The organism is Hahella chejuensis KCTC 2396 (genome assembly GCF_000012985.1).
Lineage (GTDB): Bacteria > Pseudomonadota > Gammaproteobacteria > Pseudomonadales > Oleiphilaceae > Hahella > Hahella chejuensis.
This window is the reverse complement of sequence record NC_007645.1, coordinates 2,437,017-2,456,860: the sequence shown is the minus strand read 5'-3', so window position 1 is coordinate 2,456,860 and position 19,844 is coordinate 2,437,017. Positions and strand designations below refer to the sequence as shown.

At 44.1% G+C, this 19,844-nt stretch carries 15 protein-coding genes; all 15 read right to left on the bottom strand.

The window, feature by feature from the left end; all coding sequences use genetic code 11:
• Positions 1-56 precede the first annotated feature (56 nt).
• Positions 57-1,118: an MraY family glycosyltransferase gene (locus HCH_RS10895; RefSeq protein WP_011396281.1), complete on the bottom strand. Its 1,062-nt coding sequence runs from the start codon at positions 1,116-1,118 to the stop codon at positions 57-59.
• A 373-nt stretch (positions 1,119-1,491) separates the two neighbouring features.
• Positions 1,492-2,598 carry a glycosyltransferase family 4 protein gene (locus HCH_RS10890; RefSeq protein ID WP_011396280.1) on the bottom strand — a complete coding sequence of 369 codons (1,107 nt, stop codon included), beginning with the start codon at positions 2,596-2,598 and terminating at the stop codon, positions 1,492-1,494.
• Between the two features lie 12 nt (positions 2,599-2,610).
• Positions 2,611-4,608: an asparagine synthase (glutamine-hydrolyzing) gene (gene asnB, locus HCH_RS10885; protein WP_011396279.1), complete on the bottom strand. Its 1,998-nt coding sequence runs from the start codon at positions 4,606-4,608 to the stop codon at positions 2,611-2,613.
• 51 nt (positions 4,609-4,659) lie between these two features.
• Positions 4,660-6,648 carry an asparagine synthase (glutamine-hydrolyzing) gene (gene asnB / locus HCH_RS10880; RefSeq protein WP_011396278.1) on the bottom strand — a complete coding sequence of 663 codons (1,989 nt, stop codon included), beginning with the start codon at positions 6,646-6,648 and terminating at the stop codon, positions 4,660-4,662.
• 60 nt (positions 6,649-6,708) lie between these two features.
• Positions 6,709-7,842, bottom strand: a complete 1,134-nt coding sequence (locus HCH_RS35185; RefSeq protein ID WP_148212540.1) for a glycosyltransferase family 4 protein — start codon at positions 7,840-7,842, stop codon at positions 6,709-6,711.
• A gap of 191 nt (positions 7,843-8,033) precedes the next feature.
• Entirely contained in the window at positions 8,034-8,768 is a 735-nt protein-coding gene (locus tag HCH_RS32260; RefSeq protein WP_011396276.1) for a class I SAM-dependent methyltransferase, read from the bottom strand.
• Positions 8,761-9,693, bottom strand: a complete 933-nt coding sequence (locus HCH_RS10865; protein WP_011396275.1) for a glycosyltransferase family 2 protein — start codon at positions 9,691-9,693, stop codon at positions 8,761-8,763. The genes HCH_RS32260 and HCH_RS10865 overlap by 8 nt, the downstream gene beginning before the upstream one ends.
• Positions 9,683-10,780 carry a glycosyltransferase family 4 protein gene (locus HCH_RS10860; RefSeq protein ID WP_011396274.1) on the bottom strand — a complete coding sequence of 366 codons (1,098 nt, stop codon included), beginning with the start codon at positions 10,778-10,780 and terminating at the stop codon, positions 9,683-9,685. Before HCH_RS10860 ends, HCH_RS10865 begins: the two co-directional genes overlap by 11 nt.
• A 10-nt stretch (positions 10,781-10,790) precedes the next feature.
• Positions 10,791-12,200, bottom strand: a complete 1,410-nt coding sequence (locus HCH_RS10855; RefSeq protein ID WP_011396273.1) for a hypothetical protein — start codon at positions 12,198-12,200, stop codon at positions 10,791-10,793.
• Positions 12,201-12,202: 2 nt separating this feature from the next.
• Positions 12,203-12,955 (bottom strand): class I SAM-dependent methyltransferase, encoded by a 753-nt coding sequence (locus tag HCH_RS10850; protein WP_011396272.1) that lies wholly within the window; start codon positions 12,953-12,955, stop codon positions 12,203-12,205.
• 33 nt (positions 12,956-12,988) lie between these two features.
• Positions 12,989-14,746 carry a carbamoyltransferase C-terminal domain-containing protein gene (locus HCH_RS10845; protein WP_011396271.1) on the bottom strand — a complete coding sequence of 586 codons (1,758 nt, stop codon included), beginning with the start codon at positions 14,744-14,746 and terminating at the stop codon, positions 12,989-12,991.
• Entirely contained in the window at positions 14,746-16,002 is a 1,257-nt protein-coding gene (locus HCH_RS10840; protein ID WP_148212539.1) for a lipopolysaccharide biosynthesis protein, read from the bottom strand. Before HCH_RS10840 ends, HCH_RS10845 begins: the two co-directional genes overlap by 1 nt.
• A 73-nt stretch (positions 16,003-16,075) precedes the next feature.
• Positions 16,076-16,936 carry a class I SAM-dependent methyltransferase gene (locus tag HCH_RS32255; RefSeq protein ID WP_011396269.1) on the bottom strand — a complete coding sequence of 287 codons (861 nt, stop codon included), beginning with the start codon at positions 16,934-16,936 and terminating at the stop codon, positions 16,076-16,078.
• Positions 16,917-18,791: an asparagine synthase (glutamine-hydrolyzing) gene (gene asnB, locus HCH_RS10830; protein ID WP_083769750.1), complete on the bottom strand. Its 1,875-nt coding sequence runs from the start codon at positions 18,789-18,791 to the stop codon at positions 16,917-16,919. Before asnB (HCH_RS10830) ends, HCH_RS32255 begins: the two co-directional genes overlap by 20 nt.
• Before the next feature lie 64 nt (positions 18,792-18,855).
• Positions 18,856-19,809, bottom strand: a complete 954-nt coding sequence (locus tag HCH_RS10825; protein ID WP_011396267.1) for a Wzz/FepE/Etk N-terminal domain-containing protein — start codon at positions 19,807-19,809, stop codon at positions 18,856-18,858.
• Positions 19,810-19,844: the final 35 nt, after the last annotated feature.

Sequence of the window (19,844 nt, the reverse complement as noted above, 5' to 3'; positions counted from 1 at the left end):
GTATTAGTTAGTGATCAAAATTGTTTAGAGTAGCCAAATCCATTTGCAGCCCATCGTCACAATGAAGAACTGTGTTTCACACGCTTACTATCAAGCACATTCACTACCAAGCTGTACGCAATAAATGCAAAGATAAACAAGGGAAACATAAGATATTCAGGAATGCCCATTATTTCTCCTACAACGCCAAATGCGACCAGGGTGAAGTGTCCGCCTACAATCATAAAAACGGCTCGGCTAATAGAAATGCCATGATCCAGAAGAATATGATGAATATGGTCTCTACCTGCAGTAAAAGGCGAACGCCCAAACTTCACTCTTCTCGCCATGACTCTACAAGTGTCGAATAATGGGACTGCGAAAACCCATAGAGCGGTTACGGGCCTCATAACCTGATGATCGCCTTGTGACAAATCTATGGAAAACCATGCTATTGAGAACCCGAGAAACATGCTGCCAGCGTCCCCCATAAACACCCGAGCTTTAGGCTGTCCAGGGCCACGCATATTAAAGTAGAGAAATGCCGCTATAACGCTTATGTATAAGAGGAGTATGCCTGACTTAAAAAGTCCATCCCCTCCAAACAGACTTAGAACATAAAATCCAATAAAGGTGACAAGACTAACTCCCCCCGCCAACCCATCTACTCCATCCGCCATATTGAGGGCATTTATCACCCCAACGACGCAGAACACAGTAACAGGCAATGCCAACACGCCAAGAGTCACCTCCCCAACTCCGACGAGATTCCCCATACTCTGCAGAGATACTCCGCCAAAAATCATCATGACCATGGTTGCTGCAGTTTGCGCGGCAAAGCGCGTTTTCACTCCCAACTCATTTAAGTCATCCAGAATGCCAGTCGTTAAGATAATTACCAATGCGACAAGTAAGAGCAGGAAGTATTCGTTTCCGTGAGTGAGGATGACGCCGCTAACGCAAAACCCGAAGAACATAGCTACGCCGCCGACTAAGGGAACTTTTCCATCGTGAGCCTTGCGTCCTCCCGGCACATCGACCAGTTCCAACTTTTGCGACATCGGAATCAAAATTTTATGCAGAACAATTGTCCCTACCAACACCAAACTGTAGAAAGCCAACTGAAATAACGCGTCCATACACCCTTCTTATTCTTCGAATAGAACCAGTTAATGGTGCTCTGGCCTGGCCAGAGATGAGTAAATACAGCTAATAGAACGCCCCCGCGCATAGAGCGCGAACGTCAAAGAGCTGGTACTACTTAACTTCTTGGCTTTTTCCGGTGACTTAACCTGCATTGCGCAAGTCGCAATCCCAATCCGGAACTTGTACTTCCACTTCCCACTATAAATCGCGCCCAAATAGACCGCTCAAGCAGGGCTCCACCTTAGATATAGGAACTATCAGATCTATGTCCGACCTGATAGGATTCGTATTATTCAGCTTAGACGCTTTCTATTTTTTTGCTTAGGTTTTTCCAGACGGGAGATAGAATTAAATTCTTGGCCCTTATCAGCACAAGAATTCAACACATTCTAATGCACGATTAATGACATAGACCTCCGAGAATGCTTTTTCTACCCTGCTGCGGGCAGCCATTCCCATCTGTGAAAGCCGCTTACGATCGAGCTCAACAACTTCAAGCATTACTCGCGCTAAATCTTCCACGCTCTGAAGCTGACAGAGGAACCCCGTCCTCCCCGCCTCCACTGACTGCCGACACCCTGGAGCATCAGTCACTATAGCAGGCCTTCCCATACTCGCCGCCTCAAGAATCACTCTCGGCATCCCCTCGCGGTAGGAAGGCAGCACTACAACATGGGACTGGCCGATCAATGGCCTGACATCTTCTTGATAGCCTAGATATTCAATCCATCCTTCATTTTCCCAATCAGTAATCTCCTCCTCACAGATGGCGGTTTTATTACTTACACCCATCGGGCCAACCAGTATGCATTTAACATCAGGATGCTTTTCCCTGACCACCTTAGACGCCATAGCGAATTCTCGAACGCCCTTATCAGCAATTAGTCTCGCTATCATCAAGAATACTATTGGACCATCAGGTAATGGGGAGAAACAAAATTCTTCGGTATTTACCCCAGACCCAGGCAGGATATCAACGCCCTGCCGCTTTATGAGATTCAACCGCTCAAACAAGCATTTATCATCTTCATTCTGAAAAAAGACTCTGTGCGCCCCCTTATTGGAAAAGCCAAGTAGCTTTCTAGCAAGTCGGTAAACAAAAGTGTCGTGAATAAACGCTGTGCCGAGACCAGATATGTTATTCGAATAAAGTATCCCCATAGTCCTGCAGACAAGCCCACTATATAGGTTCATCTTAGGAGTAAAATTAAATACATAGTTCGGCTTTATACGTCTAATAGCGCCAAATATTTCGTAAAAGACACCGAGTTCCTTGAATGGATTGATACTCTTTCCGTCCATTTTTATATCGACAAACTCAGCGCCAAGCTCTAATAGCTTTTTCGAATAGTTATCGTAAGGAGCAAGGCAATACACAGTGCATCCTTCTTTGAGTAGCCTGACGATTGTAGATCGTCGGAACTTGAATAAATACCAGGAAGTATTAGAACAAAATATTATTTTTCTGTTCATTATCGTATTCCTTTACGTATTCGCTTCCACCTCTTTCTTAAAGCTCTTCGCACCGGTGACAAATCGATCATCAATGGAAAAGCGCCATGCCTGGAACATCAGCACACCCCAAATTTCATACCACCAATTTCTCCTTCCTGTCACATGCTCGATCCACTTGCCCCTGACCACATCAATATTCCAACAGTCCGAGACTGATAACGCTTCAGGGGATAGAAGCGACTCAGCCCACTCCCTCAGATCCCTTCTCAGCCATTCAGCAATTGGCACGCCAAACCCGGTTTTTGGACGCTCAATAAGTTTTTCTGGCACATATTTGTATAGAACCTGCCGCAAAATCCATTTCCCCTTTCCATCTCTGACTTTGAGAGATAAAGGGAGGCGCCAGGCAAGCTGGGTAACGCGATGATCCAGAAAGGGAACTCTGGTTTCCAGGCTTACGGCCATCGCCGCCCGATCTACCTTGGTCAGGATGTCATCACGCAAATAGCTGAGTTGATCCATCAACATCATTTGCTCGCTGAAATCCAGGGACGCCCCCCAAGCTGATGGATCGTTCAATGCAGTGGGCAACTCCCTACCTCCTTTTACTAGAAGGTCTGGGCTTTTAGACTGAGAAACTAAGTAGCGGTATACATCGACTCCACTCGTAGAACTGAGAACGCCAGCTAACTTATGAAGTTTATCTCCAGGATGCGAATGTTTGAATTGTGATGGCGTCAATGGACTTATGAGGCTCGCAACGCTGTTCCACCGCTCAACAGACACGCCGCTGATTAAAGCCTGAGCCGCCCGCCGAAACGGCAGCGGAACATATCTCATTGCCCTCCAAATGCTCGTCGCCCAAGAATACCTGGTATATCCGCCAAAAAGTTCATCTCCCCCATCTCCAGACAACGAAACAGTTACATGCTGCCGCGCAAGCTGAGAAACGAGATATGTCGGTATCTGGGATACATCAGCGAATGGCTCGTCATATATTAAAGGTAAGTCTGGAATAACTGATTGCGCCATCTCAGGCGTTACATATAACTCTGTATGTTCGGTATTCAGATAGGACGCAACCTCTTTCGCATAGTGAGCCTCATTGTAAGCATCTTCATGAAAGCCAATAGAAAACGTTCTTACCTTCCTTCGGCTTTGCTTTTGCATCAGCGCCACAATTGTTGAGGAATCGACGCCGCCAGATAGGAAAGCCCCCAAGGGCACATCCGCAATCATCTTGTCGCTGATAGTATCCAGCAACACCTGCTCTAATTTATCAATTGCCTCATGGTCATCGCCGGAAAATGAATCTCGTGGTGAATTGGCGTCATCAAACACAGTCCAATAACTAACGCACTCCGGCTGAGAAAAGTTTCCAGCATAAAATACAAGATAAGTACCCGGAACGGCTTTTCTAAACCCTTTATAAATACAATAGGGGGTAGGTATGTAATTAAATCTTAAATATGTCGACAGAACATCTCTGTCAATATCACTATTAAAGCAGGGGTGAGCCCTTATAGCCTTCAACTCAGAAGAAAACAACAGGACACCTTCACATACGCCATAGTATAAAGGTTTTTCACCATAACGGTCGCGAATCAAATATAACTTATCTGCAAATTTATCCCATAGAGCGATAGCAAACATTCCCACCATTGCCCTTAAGGAGTCTTCTATTCCTCTTTCTTCAATTAATGCAAGTATAACTTCTGTATCAGAGTGGCCATGAAACTTATACCCGATTTTCTCCAGTCCAGTTCGCAATGAAATAAAGTTATAAATTTCACCATTAAAAATAATGGTATATCGCCCACTTTGCGATGTCATAGGCTGATGGCCTAACTCAGATAAATCCTGGATAGATAGTCTTTGGTGCGCCAGACCAATCCCTGTGGTCGGGTCATGCCATACGCCAAAATCATCTGGGCCCCGATAGCGAATGGCGTTCGCCATATTGCGCAATACGCTTTCCGGTTTTTTAGTTATCGTCGCAGTATCCCAAAAGCCTGCTATACCACACACCAGACACCCCCTTAGTAGTTTTATAATTACGGGTATTCCGGAATCGCCCTATCAAACGAGCGCCACCGGTGGAGCAACTACTTCTTTTCTACGGCTCAGCAAAACTCTCTCTTCCCAACTTCTAAACACAAGTATTGTCCATAATCGTGAAGAGAAGTTTTCTCCGCCTATATGGCGTCTCCACATATTCGTCACATAATCGGAATTTATCAGACAGGAGCGCTCCATCGCCGTTCTATCCAAGAGAGACTCCGCCCAATCGCGGAGGGACCCTCTAAGCCACCGATCCATAGGTAGCCCGAACCCTTTCTTTGGCCGTTCTATCAGGTGCGACGGCACATACCGATACAGCAACTCCCTCATCACCCGTTTGCCCTGGTCCACGCCATCTGCTTTTTTTAATCGAAAAGGCAAAGTCCAAGACCACTCGACCAGACGATGATCAAGCAAAGGTTCTCTCGCCTCCAGAGAGCATCGCATAGACGCCCAATCTACTTTCATCAAAATATCGTTGGGCAAGTAATGCTCCTGATCACAAGCCATCATCTGTTCAGACCATGGGATGTCAGGATATTGATCAATGCAAGACCCCAGATCCTGCAACTCTCTTACGCCAACCAAGATACCAGGCGTATCCCAAACTGATATGATCTTTCTATACGCCTCACTTTCTGGAATGGAAAGATAGTCGGCGAATCGACGAACCCTATAGGCCAACCCCTCGCTGCCGGTATACCGCCCACTCGTCAAGCGATGAATAAATCCGTCCCAAAAAGAAACAGGCGCAGATTTCAATAATCCGCTTACCGCCCTCGCCCCCAGCGGGGTCAATATCTTTCTTAACGAACTTATTCGATCGCCCCAAAAATAACGGGGATATCCGGCGAACAGTTCATCCCCCCCATCGCCTGAAAGCGCTACCGTGACTTTTTCACGCGTGAATTTACTTAATAGATAAGTGGGAATAACGCTGTTGTCAGCAAATGGTTCATCTTGTGCGCCGGCAATTTCAGGAACTAAATCTATCGCATCACGCTCCGTTAGTACGGCTTCGTGATGTTTAAGCCGCAAACTGCGCGCCACGTCTCTCGCATAACCCGACTCGTCGTGTGACTGCTCTTCAAAGCCGATAGAAAAGGAGGAAATATCCTTATCTGACAGTTTGCGCATCATTGCAGCGACAAGCGAGGAGTCCACTCCACCAGATAAAAAAACTCCTAACGGCACATCAGAAACCATCCTTAGGGATACTGCTTCACTGAGAAGCGACTCCATTTCGTCCGCAGCTCTTGAAATATCGAGAGGGTCTTTTTCCTTTCTACTCAGCAGCCCTTTACTGACAGATTCAGTAACTGACCAGTAAGCGCGCTCTCTCACTCCCAACGATTGAGACCATTCGATCACAACACCAGGCTTTAATTTTAATATCTGTTTAAAAATAGAAACCGGAGCGGGTACAGCCAAGTACCGAAAGTAAGCATGCATCGCATCACTATTTAACTGAGCGTCAAACCAAGGCAATCGCCTTAGAGGCCCCAGCTCAGAGGAGAAGGCGATTTCCTCTCCGTTGACAGTGTAATACAGCGGTTTGACCCCCATACGGTCGCGCGCCAAATAAAGTTTTCTATCGCTAACATCATAGGCGGCGAAAGCAAACATTCCGACCAGCCGCTCTAAAGTCTCCATGACGCCATATTGCTCGATACTCCTTAATAAAACTTCCGTGTCCGAACTTCCTGTAAAATGACAACCAATGTCCAACAACTGACGCCTTATTTGTCTGAAATTATATATTTCTCCATTGAAGGTCAGCGCCCAACGCCCATTTTCACTCAGCATGGGCTGCCTGCCTGCGCGGCTTAAATCTAAAATAGAGAGACGACGATGCCCAAGCCAGGCTTTATGTTCGGGGTAAAACCATTCCCCACGATCATCCGGCCCTCTATGCGCCAACTGGTCCAGCATTTGATTCGCGTGTTGCACATTTAACCGAGCGCCAATCCAACCAAAGATTCCACACATAAACAGGAGCTTCCACATTATCGCGGCGCTATCGGCTAGCGCAGCATAAACCTTTATTCCTTTAACCCCCCGCCTTATTTACTTCCCGTCATAGGCGGCCAGTGGTTCTATCTGGCTGATCAGTTTGTTCCAACAAACCTCATGAGACTTACAACAGGTGACGATAGAGAAACTGGTTTCCGCCTTTGATCTGGCGGCGACAGATAGTTCGCTTCGTAACTCCGGATCTCTCAAGATGTTGACGATAGCGTCCGCCAATGCGTCAATATCGCCAACCTGATCAATCAAAAAACCCTCTTTTCCAGACTCCACTAACTCAGGAATACCATCTATTGCATAAGCCACTACTGGCACCCCGTGGCTCATCGCCTCCATAACGGAAGTAGGACATCCTTCACAATAAAGCGAGGGCAATACCATCAAAGAGGACGACCGAAGATAAGAGCTTACGTCCTGCTGGAACCCTGCGTATGTGATCCATCCATCCAGGTTCATTGAGCTTATCTTGCCTTGAATGACCCCTTTTATGTCATCCCTCCCCAAAAATATAAACTGAGCGGAAGGGACCTCCGTCACTACTTTCGAGATGGCGTGCAGGTATAGTTCATACCCCTTTCGATAATTTAAATTTGCGATTGTAATGACGACAGGAGGAGTCTGTATCCGCGAGTCTGCAGCAGAAGGCATAGCATCTAGACCATTGTAGGCCGTAGTAAGTTTGTCTCTGGGAACGCCAAGTTTAAGTAAAGTATTGTACGCCGCAGCTGAGTTGGTGATATAAGCGTCAGTTATTCTGTGCGCGCAACTTTCTATGCGCCGGAACCAAACATCCAATCTACTTGTTGAATTCGGGTTCCACCTAACGCCTTGAACAATTTTCACACCCGGCATAAACCATCTAAATACTCTAAGAAGAACAGAAGAACGGAAACCGATAGTATATATAATGTCTATATTTCTTTCTCGAACGAACCTGATAGCGCTAAGTACCGCCAATAGTCCTATCCGCCCATGTCTTCCTTCACGCCTTCCAAATGGAAGTGGCGACATACCTATTCCAGTAGACCATTCACACCATGGCCCTTCTCCATCCAGCGTACCCAAGAAATACTTAACCTCTGGAGTTGATTGTGTAGCCGCTCGGGCCATTTTAGTCAGACTACGCTCCGCCCCGCCTAATTCACTACTGGTAAATAATATTAAAACTTTCACAGAAAGGCTTCTCTCGTGTCATCCGTATTATTTAATTACAACCAGCCGTATTTTAATCAATTGGCCTCCCGCCCCAATAACACAATAGAGATGCAGCGGTGAGACAGGCTTATACTAAAAGCATTTGTTATCAACTCTTCCGGTTTTAGTTTCATTAGTGAAATTCAGCCTTTCAAACGAAATTACAGTTATTATTTCCAGGGGTTCTCGCATGCCAATACAACGTAATGAGTAGCCATGATTTTAGAGTACAGATTCAGTCCAGCTGTCCGCAGGAGTAATTTTTCCATCATTCTGACCCAGCTTGGGTTATAAGGAGAAAACGGCGCCGATGCGTAATGATAGTCGCGCACGACAACGTACCCATGCCTGGACAATAAGTCACGAAAGCTTTTCCGAGTCCAAAACTGCACATGGCCAAGCGCATTCTCATGTCTTGGTTTCTTTAACACAGTCCATTTAAGGGTCTGGAAAAGACAGTCCTCTATAGGCACCTCAAATACATACCACTTAGCAACTCCTTTTAATGACGTCAGCGCCTCATCAACATCTGGAATATGCTCAAGCACATGAGAAGAAACCACAGCATCAAACGCGCCCAACTGTCTGACGTTCATCGGTGACGTAATAACTCTGTAGTCCAATCCTGGCTGCGCAAACTCGCGGTGCGCATTACGAACCCCGGTTTTGCTTACATCTACGCCCAGCACCTTATAAGCAAAGCTGTTTTGATACATCCAGTAAGACAGAACTCCATTGCCGCAGCCGAAATCAAGAACCCGGTGCGGCCGCCTCAGCCCTCCCCAGACTTTCTCAATCGCTGGGAAACGGTCCCTGACCGCTGAATCCATCGCATAGGTATACTGGTATCCCGCATCCCTCCAAAAATCTTCATAAAATTCAGAGTCATCCAGTGTATTATCCATATTTTCTCAGCACTCCGATTCTACGTGCGAACATTATAAGAGGGCGCATTACCCCCTCCCCCATAACAAGAATGAAAGCCGTAGCTAGAAATTCAGGCACAGCTCGAAAGGAAAAACCGCGCAACCAGGGCGTCCATACGCCAGATAAGTTCCCGACTTTTCGATATATGGCGTAGCGCAACATTTTGGTGTGATAGACTTTAGGAGCATATCGCCGATATTCAGCGCTGAATTCCTGAAATAGTCTCTCGTAACATAAGGCGGTTTCTCTGGCTTTCTTTTCTGTTAACCAACCGCTGGAAACAGATCCCTGCCTTTGATCGTGATATATCCTCAACACAATAGGCGTAACCCAAAAGTTACTTTCTCTTGCAAAATATAAGTAACTTACTATTCCACAAGACTTGCGTAATCCTAAGTCATGATATAGTTGACTTCTTACAAAATTTCCACGAAAAACAGGCAAATATTCCCCAGAGCGCCTTTCGTTAAGAAGATCTTCGTATGTCAGTCTCCCTCTATAATTCGGTTCAGACACAGTAGAAACGCCGTTAGAGTTTACACATGCGCTGTAGCACAATAAGCAATCCTGCGGCCACTCAGAAATAATAGAGGCAAGACGATCCGGCCAGCCTTCGACAAACTCATCATCCGCGTCCAGAATCGTAACAAAATCGCCACGACTGGCCTTTATTCCAGTGTTTCGCGCAGCGCACATACCTTTATTTACTTCATGCCTAACCAAGCGCACAAATGGAAACTCCGTCACCGCAGCCGCGAGCAAAACACCGTCATCACTACCGTCATCAACCACCACCGCTTCTACGTCGAAGTCAGCGTTACCAAGGGCGACACTTATACTTTTCAAGGTCGCTCGGACAGTCTCGCTGGCATTAAATGCTGGAACAATGACACTAAGCAGCATGTCGACTAAACTCCTTCAAAAATATTCGAAGGCTATTCCTTCTGTAACGCAGTAAGCGCTCTTTATCCTCCGCCACATATAAAATCGCCTTCTCCAGACTATGCGAAAATAATGTGTCATCCGCCTTTTCAATCAAGGATTTAATTTTTCCCAGTTTGTAGTAGTAATAGGAGGGAAGATATTTATTCCATATAGATACTGGGGGCTCTAATAAAATGCCGTTCTTCTCATCTCTAACCATCTCGGATATGGCGTACACATCTGTGGCGATTAAGGCCATTCCATATGACATGGCCTCTAACACCACCATACCAAATGAGTCCACATAAGTTGGATGAATCAGCACATCACAGTGACTCATAAATCTCTCCGCTATTTCCTGCCTGCTAAACTCGGCAGGATGGAGACTTATGCCAGGACAACTCGCGACAGCAGCTCTATATTGCTCAGGCAGGTGAGTAATCATCTCCAAAGTGATATTGGGGTTATCCTTGTAAGCATTCAAGAATGCATTTACAAGAGCCCTCCCCCCCTTTATATCAAATTGAGTTGATATATATAAAAACTTTATAATTTTTCTTTCATCTGAGGCAAATATGTCTTCCGATTTTCTAACAACAGGCATATACGGGTAAGTTACAACAGCTTTGGCAGCGACCTTTTCCCCAAGTGTTAGCCGCAGATTTTCAAGACAAGCATGGCTCATACACCGAATTTGCAAACACCGTCCAGAAAGAAGAACTATTTTCAAAATATATTTATACAAATTGAATGCACGTATATTATATCCCGTTAAGCTATATGGATTATCTAAATCCACAATAAACTTACCTGTTAAAACTAATGCCCCCCAGACATACACAACTACATGACTATCAATTTCTCTCGGCCTGGTTTTGAAGTTTATTAAAGGAATTCTGGTAACCCAGGACTTTATTCCCGCACTTGCAACAGACTTTTTTGAGGTTACCTGTTTTCCTGACTGCTTTCCTACGTCAGGATTAGCGACTTCGCCCGGCCAGTGCCTAACCGTGTCAAGTTGTCGATCTCTAAAATAGCCATGGGGATAGAAATATATTGCATCCATAATCTCAACCCTACCTTATAGTCAAACCATTCCCAGCATCACTTTTAAGACTATCTCCATTAAAATTTAACACCGCTTTAATTATAGACTTGGATTCCCTGAACACCCGACCAGCACCTAATACGATTACAGAAGCGATTAAAAATATTATTAATGGCTGAGCAAAGCCTGTGCCCCCCCTGACAATATTAAACAAATTAGCCAGAATAAATATAGATATAGCTTTCCCTGCGTAATTTTCTTCCAGCATCCACATCTTGATATAAAGAACTTTAAATAGTCTCCCCATAAAAAATGAAATCAAGAGCCCAACAAATATTCCCATCCCAAAGATAAAATCAACAACAAAACTAGAGGGCAGCGTTGTAGTAGCAGAACCATTTTCATACATCCATGGATAAAGGAACTGCTGCTCAGATATGCTTCCATATATTTCTGGTTTACTGGACCAAATGGCTCTGGGAACAGCTCCTAGAAGAAGATTGAACACCCAAGCCATACCACCATCGACGCCAAAAAGAAGCTGATTGAGATCAGACTTTTCCAGAAATGCCGCCAAGTGATCGATACCTTCAAATGAGGAGGATAACGAGGTGAGAAAGTTTCTCAGTACAAATGTATTAAGTATAATCTTCCAAACAGACACATCATCAGATATAAGTAAATATGGGTCTGTATATCTCAAAGTATGAAGTAGCGGCGCAAGAAAAATTGAAGAAAGTATTAGCGCAGGTGCAAGAAAAGTCCCCTTTCCTCTTCTCACAACAAAGCACACCGCCAAAACAAAAATTGTCATTGATATTATTCGCCTAGAGGCTAATGCTACAGTCATTGCAAGAGATGTGAGCAGAACCGCAGAGACAACCAATAAAAATGCGCCATCTGAAGCCGGCTTTTTTTTGTATATCAAGAATATGCATATATAAGAAAAAAAAGCATTCGAATATAGTTCCGAAAACAAAAATATATGCCCCCCTCCGGTTCTCATCTCATTTTGCTCATTGCCATGAAAAGGGACAAAAACACCTTCGTGAATAACTCTACTAAACAAGAACGCCCATGCAAGCCCAACAAGAAGAAGTATCTTGAAACTTGAAAACTGTATCCGCGGCCCTCCTTTTACTGATAAATCTCGATTAGCTCCTTTCAAGGACAAATACCCAATCAGTACAAAAATCCAGAACAAAGATGCAACAAAAAGTGAGGTAACAAGATCTGATTCCTGCCAGTCCCTAGTAACTTGAAGAGATATGATCCCTTGATCTATTAATACCCCTCTAAAAGGAAAATAGATTATCCATAACAATGAAAAAAACCAAAAATGATTTAAGCAGGATTTAGAAATTCCAACACGGTATGTATCGTATAGCCAAAGGCCAACAATTAAAGCACAAGAAGTAGCCAGAAAAGCTAAAAGCATCTCTACTCACTTCCAATAAAGTGGATCTTATAATTCATGCTTTTAATGTTTAGGAGAAACTTATGTATTTTTGGTAACACCCCCCTAAAAACACCTTTCATAATCACATACTCTTTCTTACATACCAATCCTTGCTTACAAAATAGATCTATCCAAAAAGGTTCAGAATGGAAACATACGCCAAACCCTGCAGTATTAGATCCCATAATTTTGGCAACTGGCGCCAATATTCTACTAGATGAAACACCATATATAATTTTGCTTGTTATTTCGTCAAATACACCACCATTATAGTGAATTTCGTACACGACAATAACGCCGTTTTCTTTAAGTAGGCTTTTAGACACTTCCAAGGCTTTTCTCTGCAATTCCACCGAGGAACCCCAACTATCTCCAACGAAGTGATGAAGTACAAAGTTGAAAAATATGACGTCAAATCTCTCATCGCTATCTAGCTTTCTATTTGCCCAATCCAAGTAGTTATCACACACAACTACTTTGTTATGACGAGATGCGTTTTTGCCAGCCATTGCCGGGCTCATTTCGACAATTGTCCCTCTTGATTCCGGCATAGAGTTCAGCATGGTATCTAAAAAAGTCCCATTTCCTCCTCCGACATCAAGTAAGTTTACTGAAGTCGGACTTCCCAAAAGGGAGCGAACTATGTTTACAACTGGAGAAACAGCATGTACAGCAGTGGAGTCATGATCAAAGTAAGCTACTCTATCTTCTGAGAGCCGTACAATGTCGTTCATAATTGCGCACCTTTGTCAGAGAAATAAACAGAGTTAAACTTTTGATATCAAGAACGTTCCGAGCGCCAAGTAGCGCAACCCTGAGTTTTCAAATGTCATGATCGCCTGGCCCGGCGTAGCCACTAATGGATAGCCATGGAGATTAAAGCTCGTATTCAAAACAGCTCCTACGCCAGAAAGGCTCTTAAACTCATTAATCAGCTTGTAATAGTCAGGATTTATCGACTTTTTAACAACTTGCGGCCTAAGCGTATGATCACCTTGGTGAATTGCCGCCCGCAATTCCGAAACGCCTTGTTCCGTCGCTTGATATGTACATATCATATAGGGCGCTTCAGACTTATCGGGATCATAGTTCTGCAGATAGAGAGGCGCGCTCTCTTCCAAAATACTGGGGGCGAATGGCATCCAAAAGTCTCTCGACTTAATTAAGTCATTCACAATATAGAAACTTTCCATATAACTTGGGTGCGCCAATATCGCCCTATTACCCAAAGAGCGCGCGCCCCACTCACATCGCCCATGAAATCTGGCGACTACATTTTTACTTGCAAGCAACTGCGCTATTTTCAGCTCGATATCATCGAATTCCTGAATTTGATACTTCTCACTCAGTCGAGTCTTCTCTATATAGTTGACCAACTCTACGCGTGAGTAGCCAATACCTAAAAACAGGTCTTTTAAGGGCTTGGTAGGCTGACGGTTTCTCGCCGCATAGTCATAACACGCCCCAATAGGATTTGACTCATCCCCACATGAAGGCATAAAGCACACTGTATCAACTTCAGCCAAATCCTTAACTCTCTGGTTTAATTTGACATTCATAAAGACTCCGCCGCCGACATATATATTCCGCAGCCCAGTTTTCTCAATACCTTTTTTAACCCATCTAACGCACAGGTCCTCAGTCAGATGCTGTAATGCAGCTGCGATATTATCGAAACGCTCTCCAACTGCATTCTCAACTAGGTAATCATAGAATTTTGTCGTATCCACTTTAGCAGCGAAGCTAAGCGAGTTTAGTGGGTCCAGATCTATGACTGGCTTGAATAACCTTTCATAGGTTTTCATATAGTAGCTTTTAGCATAAGGAGCCAGTCCCATAACTTTATATTCATGTTCCAAGATCTTCATGCCCAGAAATCGCGTGGTGTTACTGTATATTCCTCCCAGGGAAGATCTCATCGGCGTCTCGGCTATTCTCTCCCACCTCCCGTTGGCGCGAGCAATGCTGACAGTCGCACACAAACCGTCGCCACTACCATCCAAAGTAAAAATAAGCGCGTCTTTTGATGAAGGCGTAGAAGCAAAAGAATGGAAGGCCGCACGAGCATGACAGGTATGGTGCTCAATATGCTCTACAGCTTTACATTCCAGCCCAGCCTTTTTTATATTAGCTTGAAGTTCCTCTCCCCCCATTTCTTTCAGCTGATTTGCTCGCATTGTCCTTAGCCTGTCGAATGCTTTAGGCGCTATGCGTCCCGCAATTCCTTTCTCAGCTTTCTTTATAAGTTCTGCGATACTTAACGAAGTTTGGGTTTCTGGTGTGGAACCGAACAAATAGTCGTAGCATATCTCAGGAAACACTTCCAGACTTGCTATTAATACCTTATCAATCTCATCCGTACGCCAACCCAACTCATTGCAAAGCGCCTGAATAGCATCAATAGGAAAGTCAGCCGAGTTTTTCTTGTTATCCAGTTTTTCCTGACTTAATGCGCCTTTAATCTCACCATCTTCCATCGCTGCGACAGTGGAATTATGACCGACATGAATTGCTAGCATCTTCATCAGGCCAATCTCTCTCTTTTTATTATGAAATAATATGCCAGAGCCAATCCTAAAATGTACTCAACATTAATAGCAACGATAGGAGAAATAAACCCATGGTAGTTATAAAAAAATATCACAAAAAAAACTTTAACTAACAGTTCCACTGCCATAACTTTTATCAGCATACGTAGTTTAACCATCGCATAAAGAAAACTAATTGGCCATCGCGAAAGGCTTAGAAAAAATATTGCGCCAGCGCACATCAAAAATTTAAAATCGCCCTTTAAATCCGGAATATTCCCCACCCATAATTGCAAAACATCCTCCCCTATAATGTAAAAAACAGATGCAGCAATGAAACACATTAAGGAGTATGCAAAGAATCCTTTTTTAAATAGACTTCGTAGTTTTTCCATTTCACCTTTAGCATCCATATGAATAACATAAGGCTCAGCATAAATAGGCACCCGCCATAGCGTCTGCATAAGAAGGTTGGGAATTTTCCAAATAAGAGCGAGAGTAGCAGCAGCTTCCGCTCCCATTAAATACCCTACAATTATGACGTCTGAAAAAAGAAAAAGCAGTAACACTCCATATATGGAATAGCTCACAGCATAATCTTTAAGCATATCAGCCGTTGCTTCTATTTGTTCCCTATCCGGACTTAATAGAACAACATAGTTCCCATACGTTGAAACCCGACGCCAATAATAATGAGTACATACACGCATCACCAAGTAGCCTAAAGTCATTGAAATAAAAACAGACTGAATTCCAACCCCAAACAAAATCATAACATATACAGCGGCAGCCATAACTATTGGGTTAATAATTTGAATAATATTCCCTTCATGCTGCTTCTTTGTCGCTGCGAATGCTGCCAATTCAGAGGAAAACTCATATTGGACAACAATATATACACAAAAGCTTATTATCAAATAATGCAAGTCTTCTCTTGTATAATAATTTGGAGCATCATCAATCCAGTAATCCTGAAAAGAAATGCCTATCGCAGCTAAAATAAAAGCGACAACAACCCCATATAATGTAAACAAATATTTAGAGGCCGAATAAATCCGACGAGCGCCGACTATATCGTTTTTTGCTACAGCCTCCCCCATTAACCGCATTCCACCGCCACTAACCCAAGTTATACCCAGCGCCATAAGGGGAACTACCGCCAGCATCATGGATATCACGCCAAAACCCCATTTTTCGTAACTACCAAGATATAAGGGTATGGTAACAAGCTGAGCCAACATTGTTACAAACATGAGAACATAACCACTTGAGAGAGTGCTTAGGTACGGCTTTATTATTTTTATTGACGCCAAGGCAAACAACGCACTATCCCTTTTTTGCGACATACATAAGACTTGGGTAAAGCCCTATAGTAAAAATAATATTAATTATGGACTTAGCTATACCTAACTTGTTCATAAAGCGCAGGGCTTTTGCAATTCCAGGATAGGCCTTTATTTCAATAGAATTTCCCAATAGTGATCGCTCCACTTTTTCCGAAAATACATTTCTAACAAGAAGTCCATTTTTCAGTAACAGCCTCCTGATCTGATGAGGCGTTACCAGCTGCAAATGGTCTAGAAACTGAATATGCCTGCTTTTACCTTGCGCCAGAGCACTCAACGCCATCCATTTCTTACCCAGCTTTGGAACCGTCCATATCTGTAGATGGGGCTCATAAGGCCATATATAGTTTGGCGCTTCGATATATATGACCCCATTCTTCGATAGCACCCGCGACATTTCGCTTATGACCTTATCTACGTCTTTGACATGCTCAATAACAGTGCTGCATAAAATCAGGTCAAACTCACCATCCTCAAAAGGCATGTTTTCGCCAAAACCTTGAATGAACCGGCAGGAGGCGACGTCCTTGGATAGGGCTTCAGCCACTTTGACAGCCTCACCTTCCGGTTCAATGCCCGTAACCCTAGCCTCTGGATACTCTTCAGCAAGCGCAATGCAATTCATGCCAATAGACGAGCCGACTTCAAGGATACTTTTTACATGATTTCTGTCGGCAAACTGAGAGACCCACCTAACAACGCCACGCGATGACTGAGAGCATGCTTCATAATGGCGCTGGAGGTTTTCTCCTTGTAAGTTTCGCTCAGCATGTCCTCTGTTATCAGAGTTATTCAAAAAATCCCGCCAAAGGGCCTCCGCTTCAGAAGTTAGCGCTCTCATGATTCCTCCACAGTTGAATGGCGAAGAGTCTCGCTACGGTGCTGGTGTCAACGTGGCTGTCTCCTCCTAGATATCGGCTCCAGACACTATTCAAGTTTTTTGCGTCAAACATTCCCTCACAATCATCCGCTTCTGCAAAAATCCGCTCTCCAATTTGACGCCAGGGGCCTTTCAGAACATCTTCTTCTTGAATACCCATACCAAAGCCACGTTTGGGCGCAAAAAGTATTTCTTCTGGTATTAAGTCTTTAACTGCTTCTCTGAGAATATGTTTCAGACCTACCCCGCTGCCCCCTTTGCGCACCTTATCTCTATAGCTTATTCCCATAGCGGCGGAAATAACTTCCCTATCAAGAAAAGGGGCTCGGAACTCTACTGACGCCATCATAGCGGGCAAGTCTGACGCAATTGTTATAGAGTGCGAGTTCTCAATTAACAGCGCCAAGTAATTAGATTCGTCAATAAAGTCTTTATTTGGCAGCAGCGGCCCCCAGTAACTCATTTCCTCAGACACATAGTTCAGCATAGTCCGAGCTATGTCCGGCGGTATAATTAAAGGCCATTGCTCAGCAGCTTTATATCTATAATATGCAGCCTTTCTGAGCCCCGGCCTTTCCAGTAGAAACTTCAGAGGCCCTTTTCTCCAACTATCCGGAGCGACGCGGGCGCACGCAAGAAACAGAGCTACGCCATTCAGCAACCTTGATATTTTCGCGGTATGAAAGTGCCCGGTGTATCCAAAAAACAATTCATCAGCGCCATTGCCGCTCATCACGACTTTAATCCCGTCTTCATGAATCGCTTCAGACATTTCATAAGTATGTATCAATGGCAACAGCATTATCGGCTCACCGAAAGTCGCCAATATACTTTTAAAAACCTGAAACTGCCGATTAGCGTCGAAGTAAAATTCCTTATGCCGCACACCAAAATATTTCGCCATTTTTCTCGCCCGGCATAAGTCCTCATCACCAGGTCCGGAACCAAAAGCATAGGTGCGAATAGTGTGACTTGTATGCTTTTTCATCATTGCGACAATAGCTGAGCTATCGACTCCGCCAGATAACAGCGCACCAACAGGCACATCAGCTTGTGACCTGATTGCGACTGCATTTTCAATAATTTCCCGCAGTTCGCCAGCGCCTTTCACCATTCCAGGAGCAGGGCTCCAGTGGCGCCACATCGACTCTAAACGTCCTTCGCAAACCACAATGGCGTGTCCCGGACGCAGCTTTTTCACCCCTTGAAATGCTGTGTGGGGCTCAGGAATGTGACGTAGATTATGTAAGAGCATTGCCGCTAACGCATTGTGGTCAATACATCTATCAACATCCTTGACCATATCTAGCGCCGGAATTTCAGAAGAGAAATAAAATCCGCTTTTAGTTTCAGCGTATATAAAAGGCTTTTTTCCTATAGGGTCTCGCGCGCAAATCAAGATACTTTTTTGATGATCAAATAGAGCTAGAGAAAACATTCCTCTTAGCTCTTCGAGAAAAGACTTTCCTCGCGCTTGGTAAGCGACCAGCAAAACCTCAGTGTCAGAGCGGGTGTTGAATGTATAGCCCAGCGCCTCATATTTAGTTCTTAACTCTTTGTAGTTATATATTTCCCCATTAAAAACTACAGTCAATTTTCCACAATAGCTGTGCATGGGTTGGTTCCCTTGTGGAGATAAGTCGACTATAGCCAGCCGGGAGTGACAGAGTCCTACTGTTTGGGAGTCGTTAAGCCAATAGGAAGATGCGTCTGGACCGCGATGCCGCTGTTTCGCCAACATTCCTTGTAACAGCGCAGCGCCATTCGGCGGCATGCTCTGTAATGGTTTATAATAAAAACCGCCTATTCCACACATTAGCTTGAGGAGCCCTCATATCATTTATGTGAAAAGTGATAGTTCAAGAACAGCAGACTCAGGCTCATTCACTTTGTTTTTTTTCAGTAATAATTTGAATAAACAGAACCAGTAAAACGCCAAAAACGCATCCAGCGATACCGCCGACAATAACCATTTGAAATCTATTCGGTTTATATTTCTGCTCAGGAATAAAGGCAGGATCTATCACCCTGAAAACATAATCGTCTCTGACGCTAGCCAGCATAGCCACCTTCGCCTGCGCCTCGACCAACTGATACAAAACCCGTTGCATTTCCGCGTTTAAAGTTAATTTAATCTGGTTGTTTAGATATTCTATGCTTCTTTCAGCTTCAGCTTTTTTTTGCAGCCTGACATGGCTATTAAGCTTATCAATCAGTAGTGCCGCCCAATGCGCAGCGTCTTCCGGCTCATAGGCCATCACCGAAACGGTCACCAACCCGGATTTAGGATCTTCTGATACACTTAGATGCTTGCTTATAAAAAGCTGATACGTTTTTTGCCACGAAGGCTCAAGCGATGAAGGGTCTTTGGGATTCGAATCACCTTTAAGTCTCCCCCACAGACTACCCAGAAAAGAGTCTTTTTTCTCCCACTGGCCACTTTCTTTATTCCAATTCTCAATGAACAAAGAGGACTTAATCTGCTCATCCTTTAAGAAGCGCGTCAGAAATTCCTGAGATTTCAAGATAGCCAACGCCTCAGCCACATCAGACTTCCCTCCGCCAATATTTATCCCTGCAATGCTGGCCAACCCTCCAAATTGACCCGCAATTCCTGCAAGTCCTCCTTTTTGCTCCTCCTGGGCCGGGACTAACAATATAGATGACTTATATATATTAGGTTGATTTTTTGCCATTACTAAGGCGGCAACCAAAGACAATACTGTAAGGGATATAATTATCCACTTTCCCTTCCACAGAGTGAGAAGTATATCCCTGAGGCTGACCTCATTATCCTTATATGTCTCTATAACAGGAAAAGTCTTTCTTTCCATAGTTCAATAGTCCACTGAGAAGATAATTTTTCTTC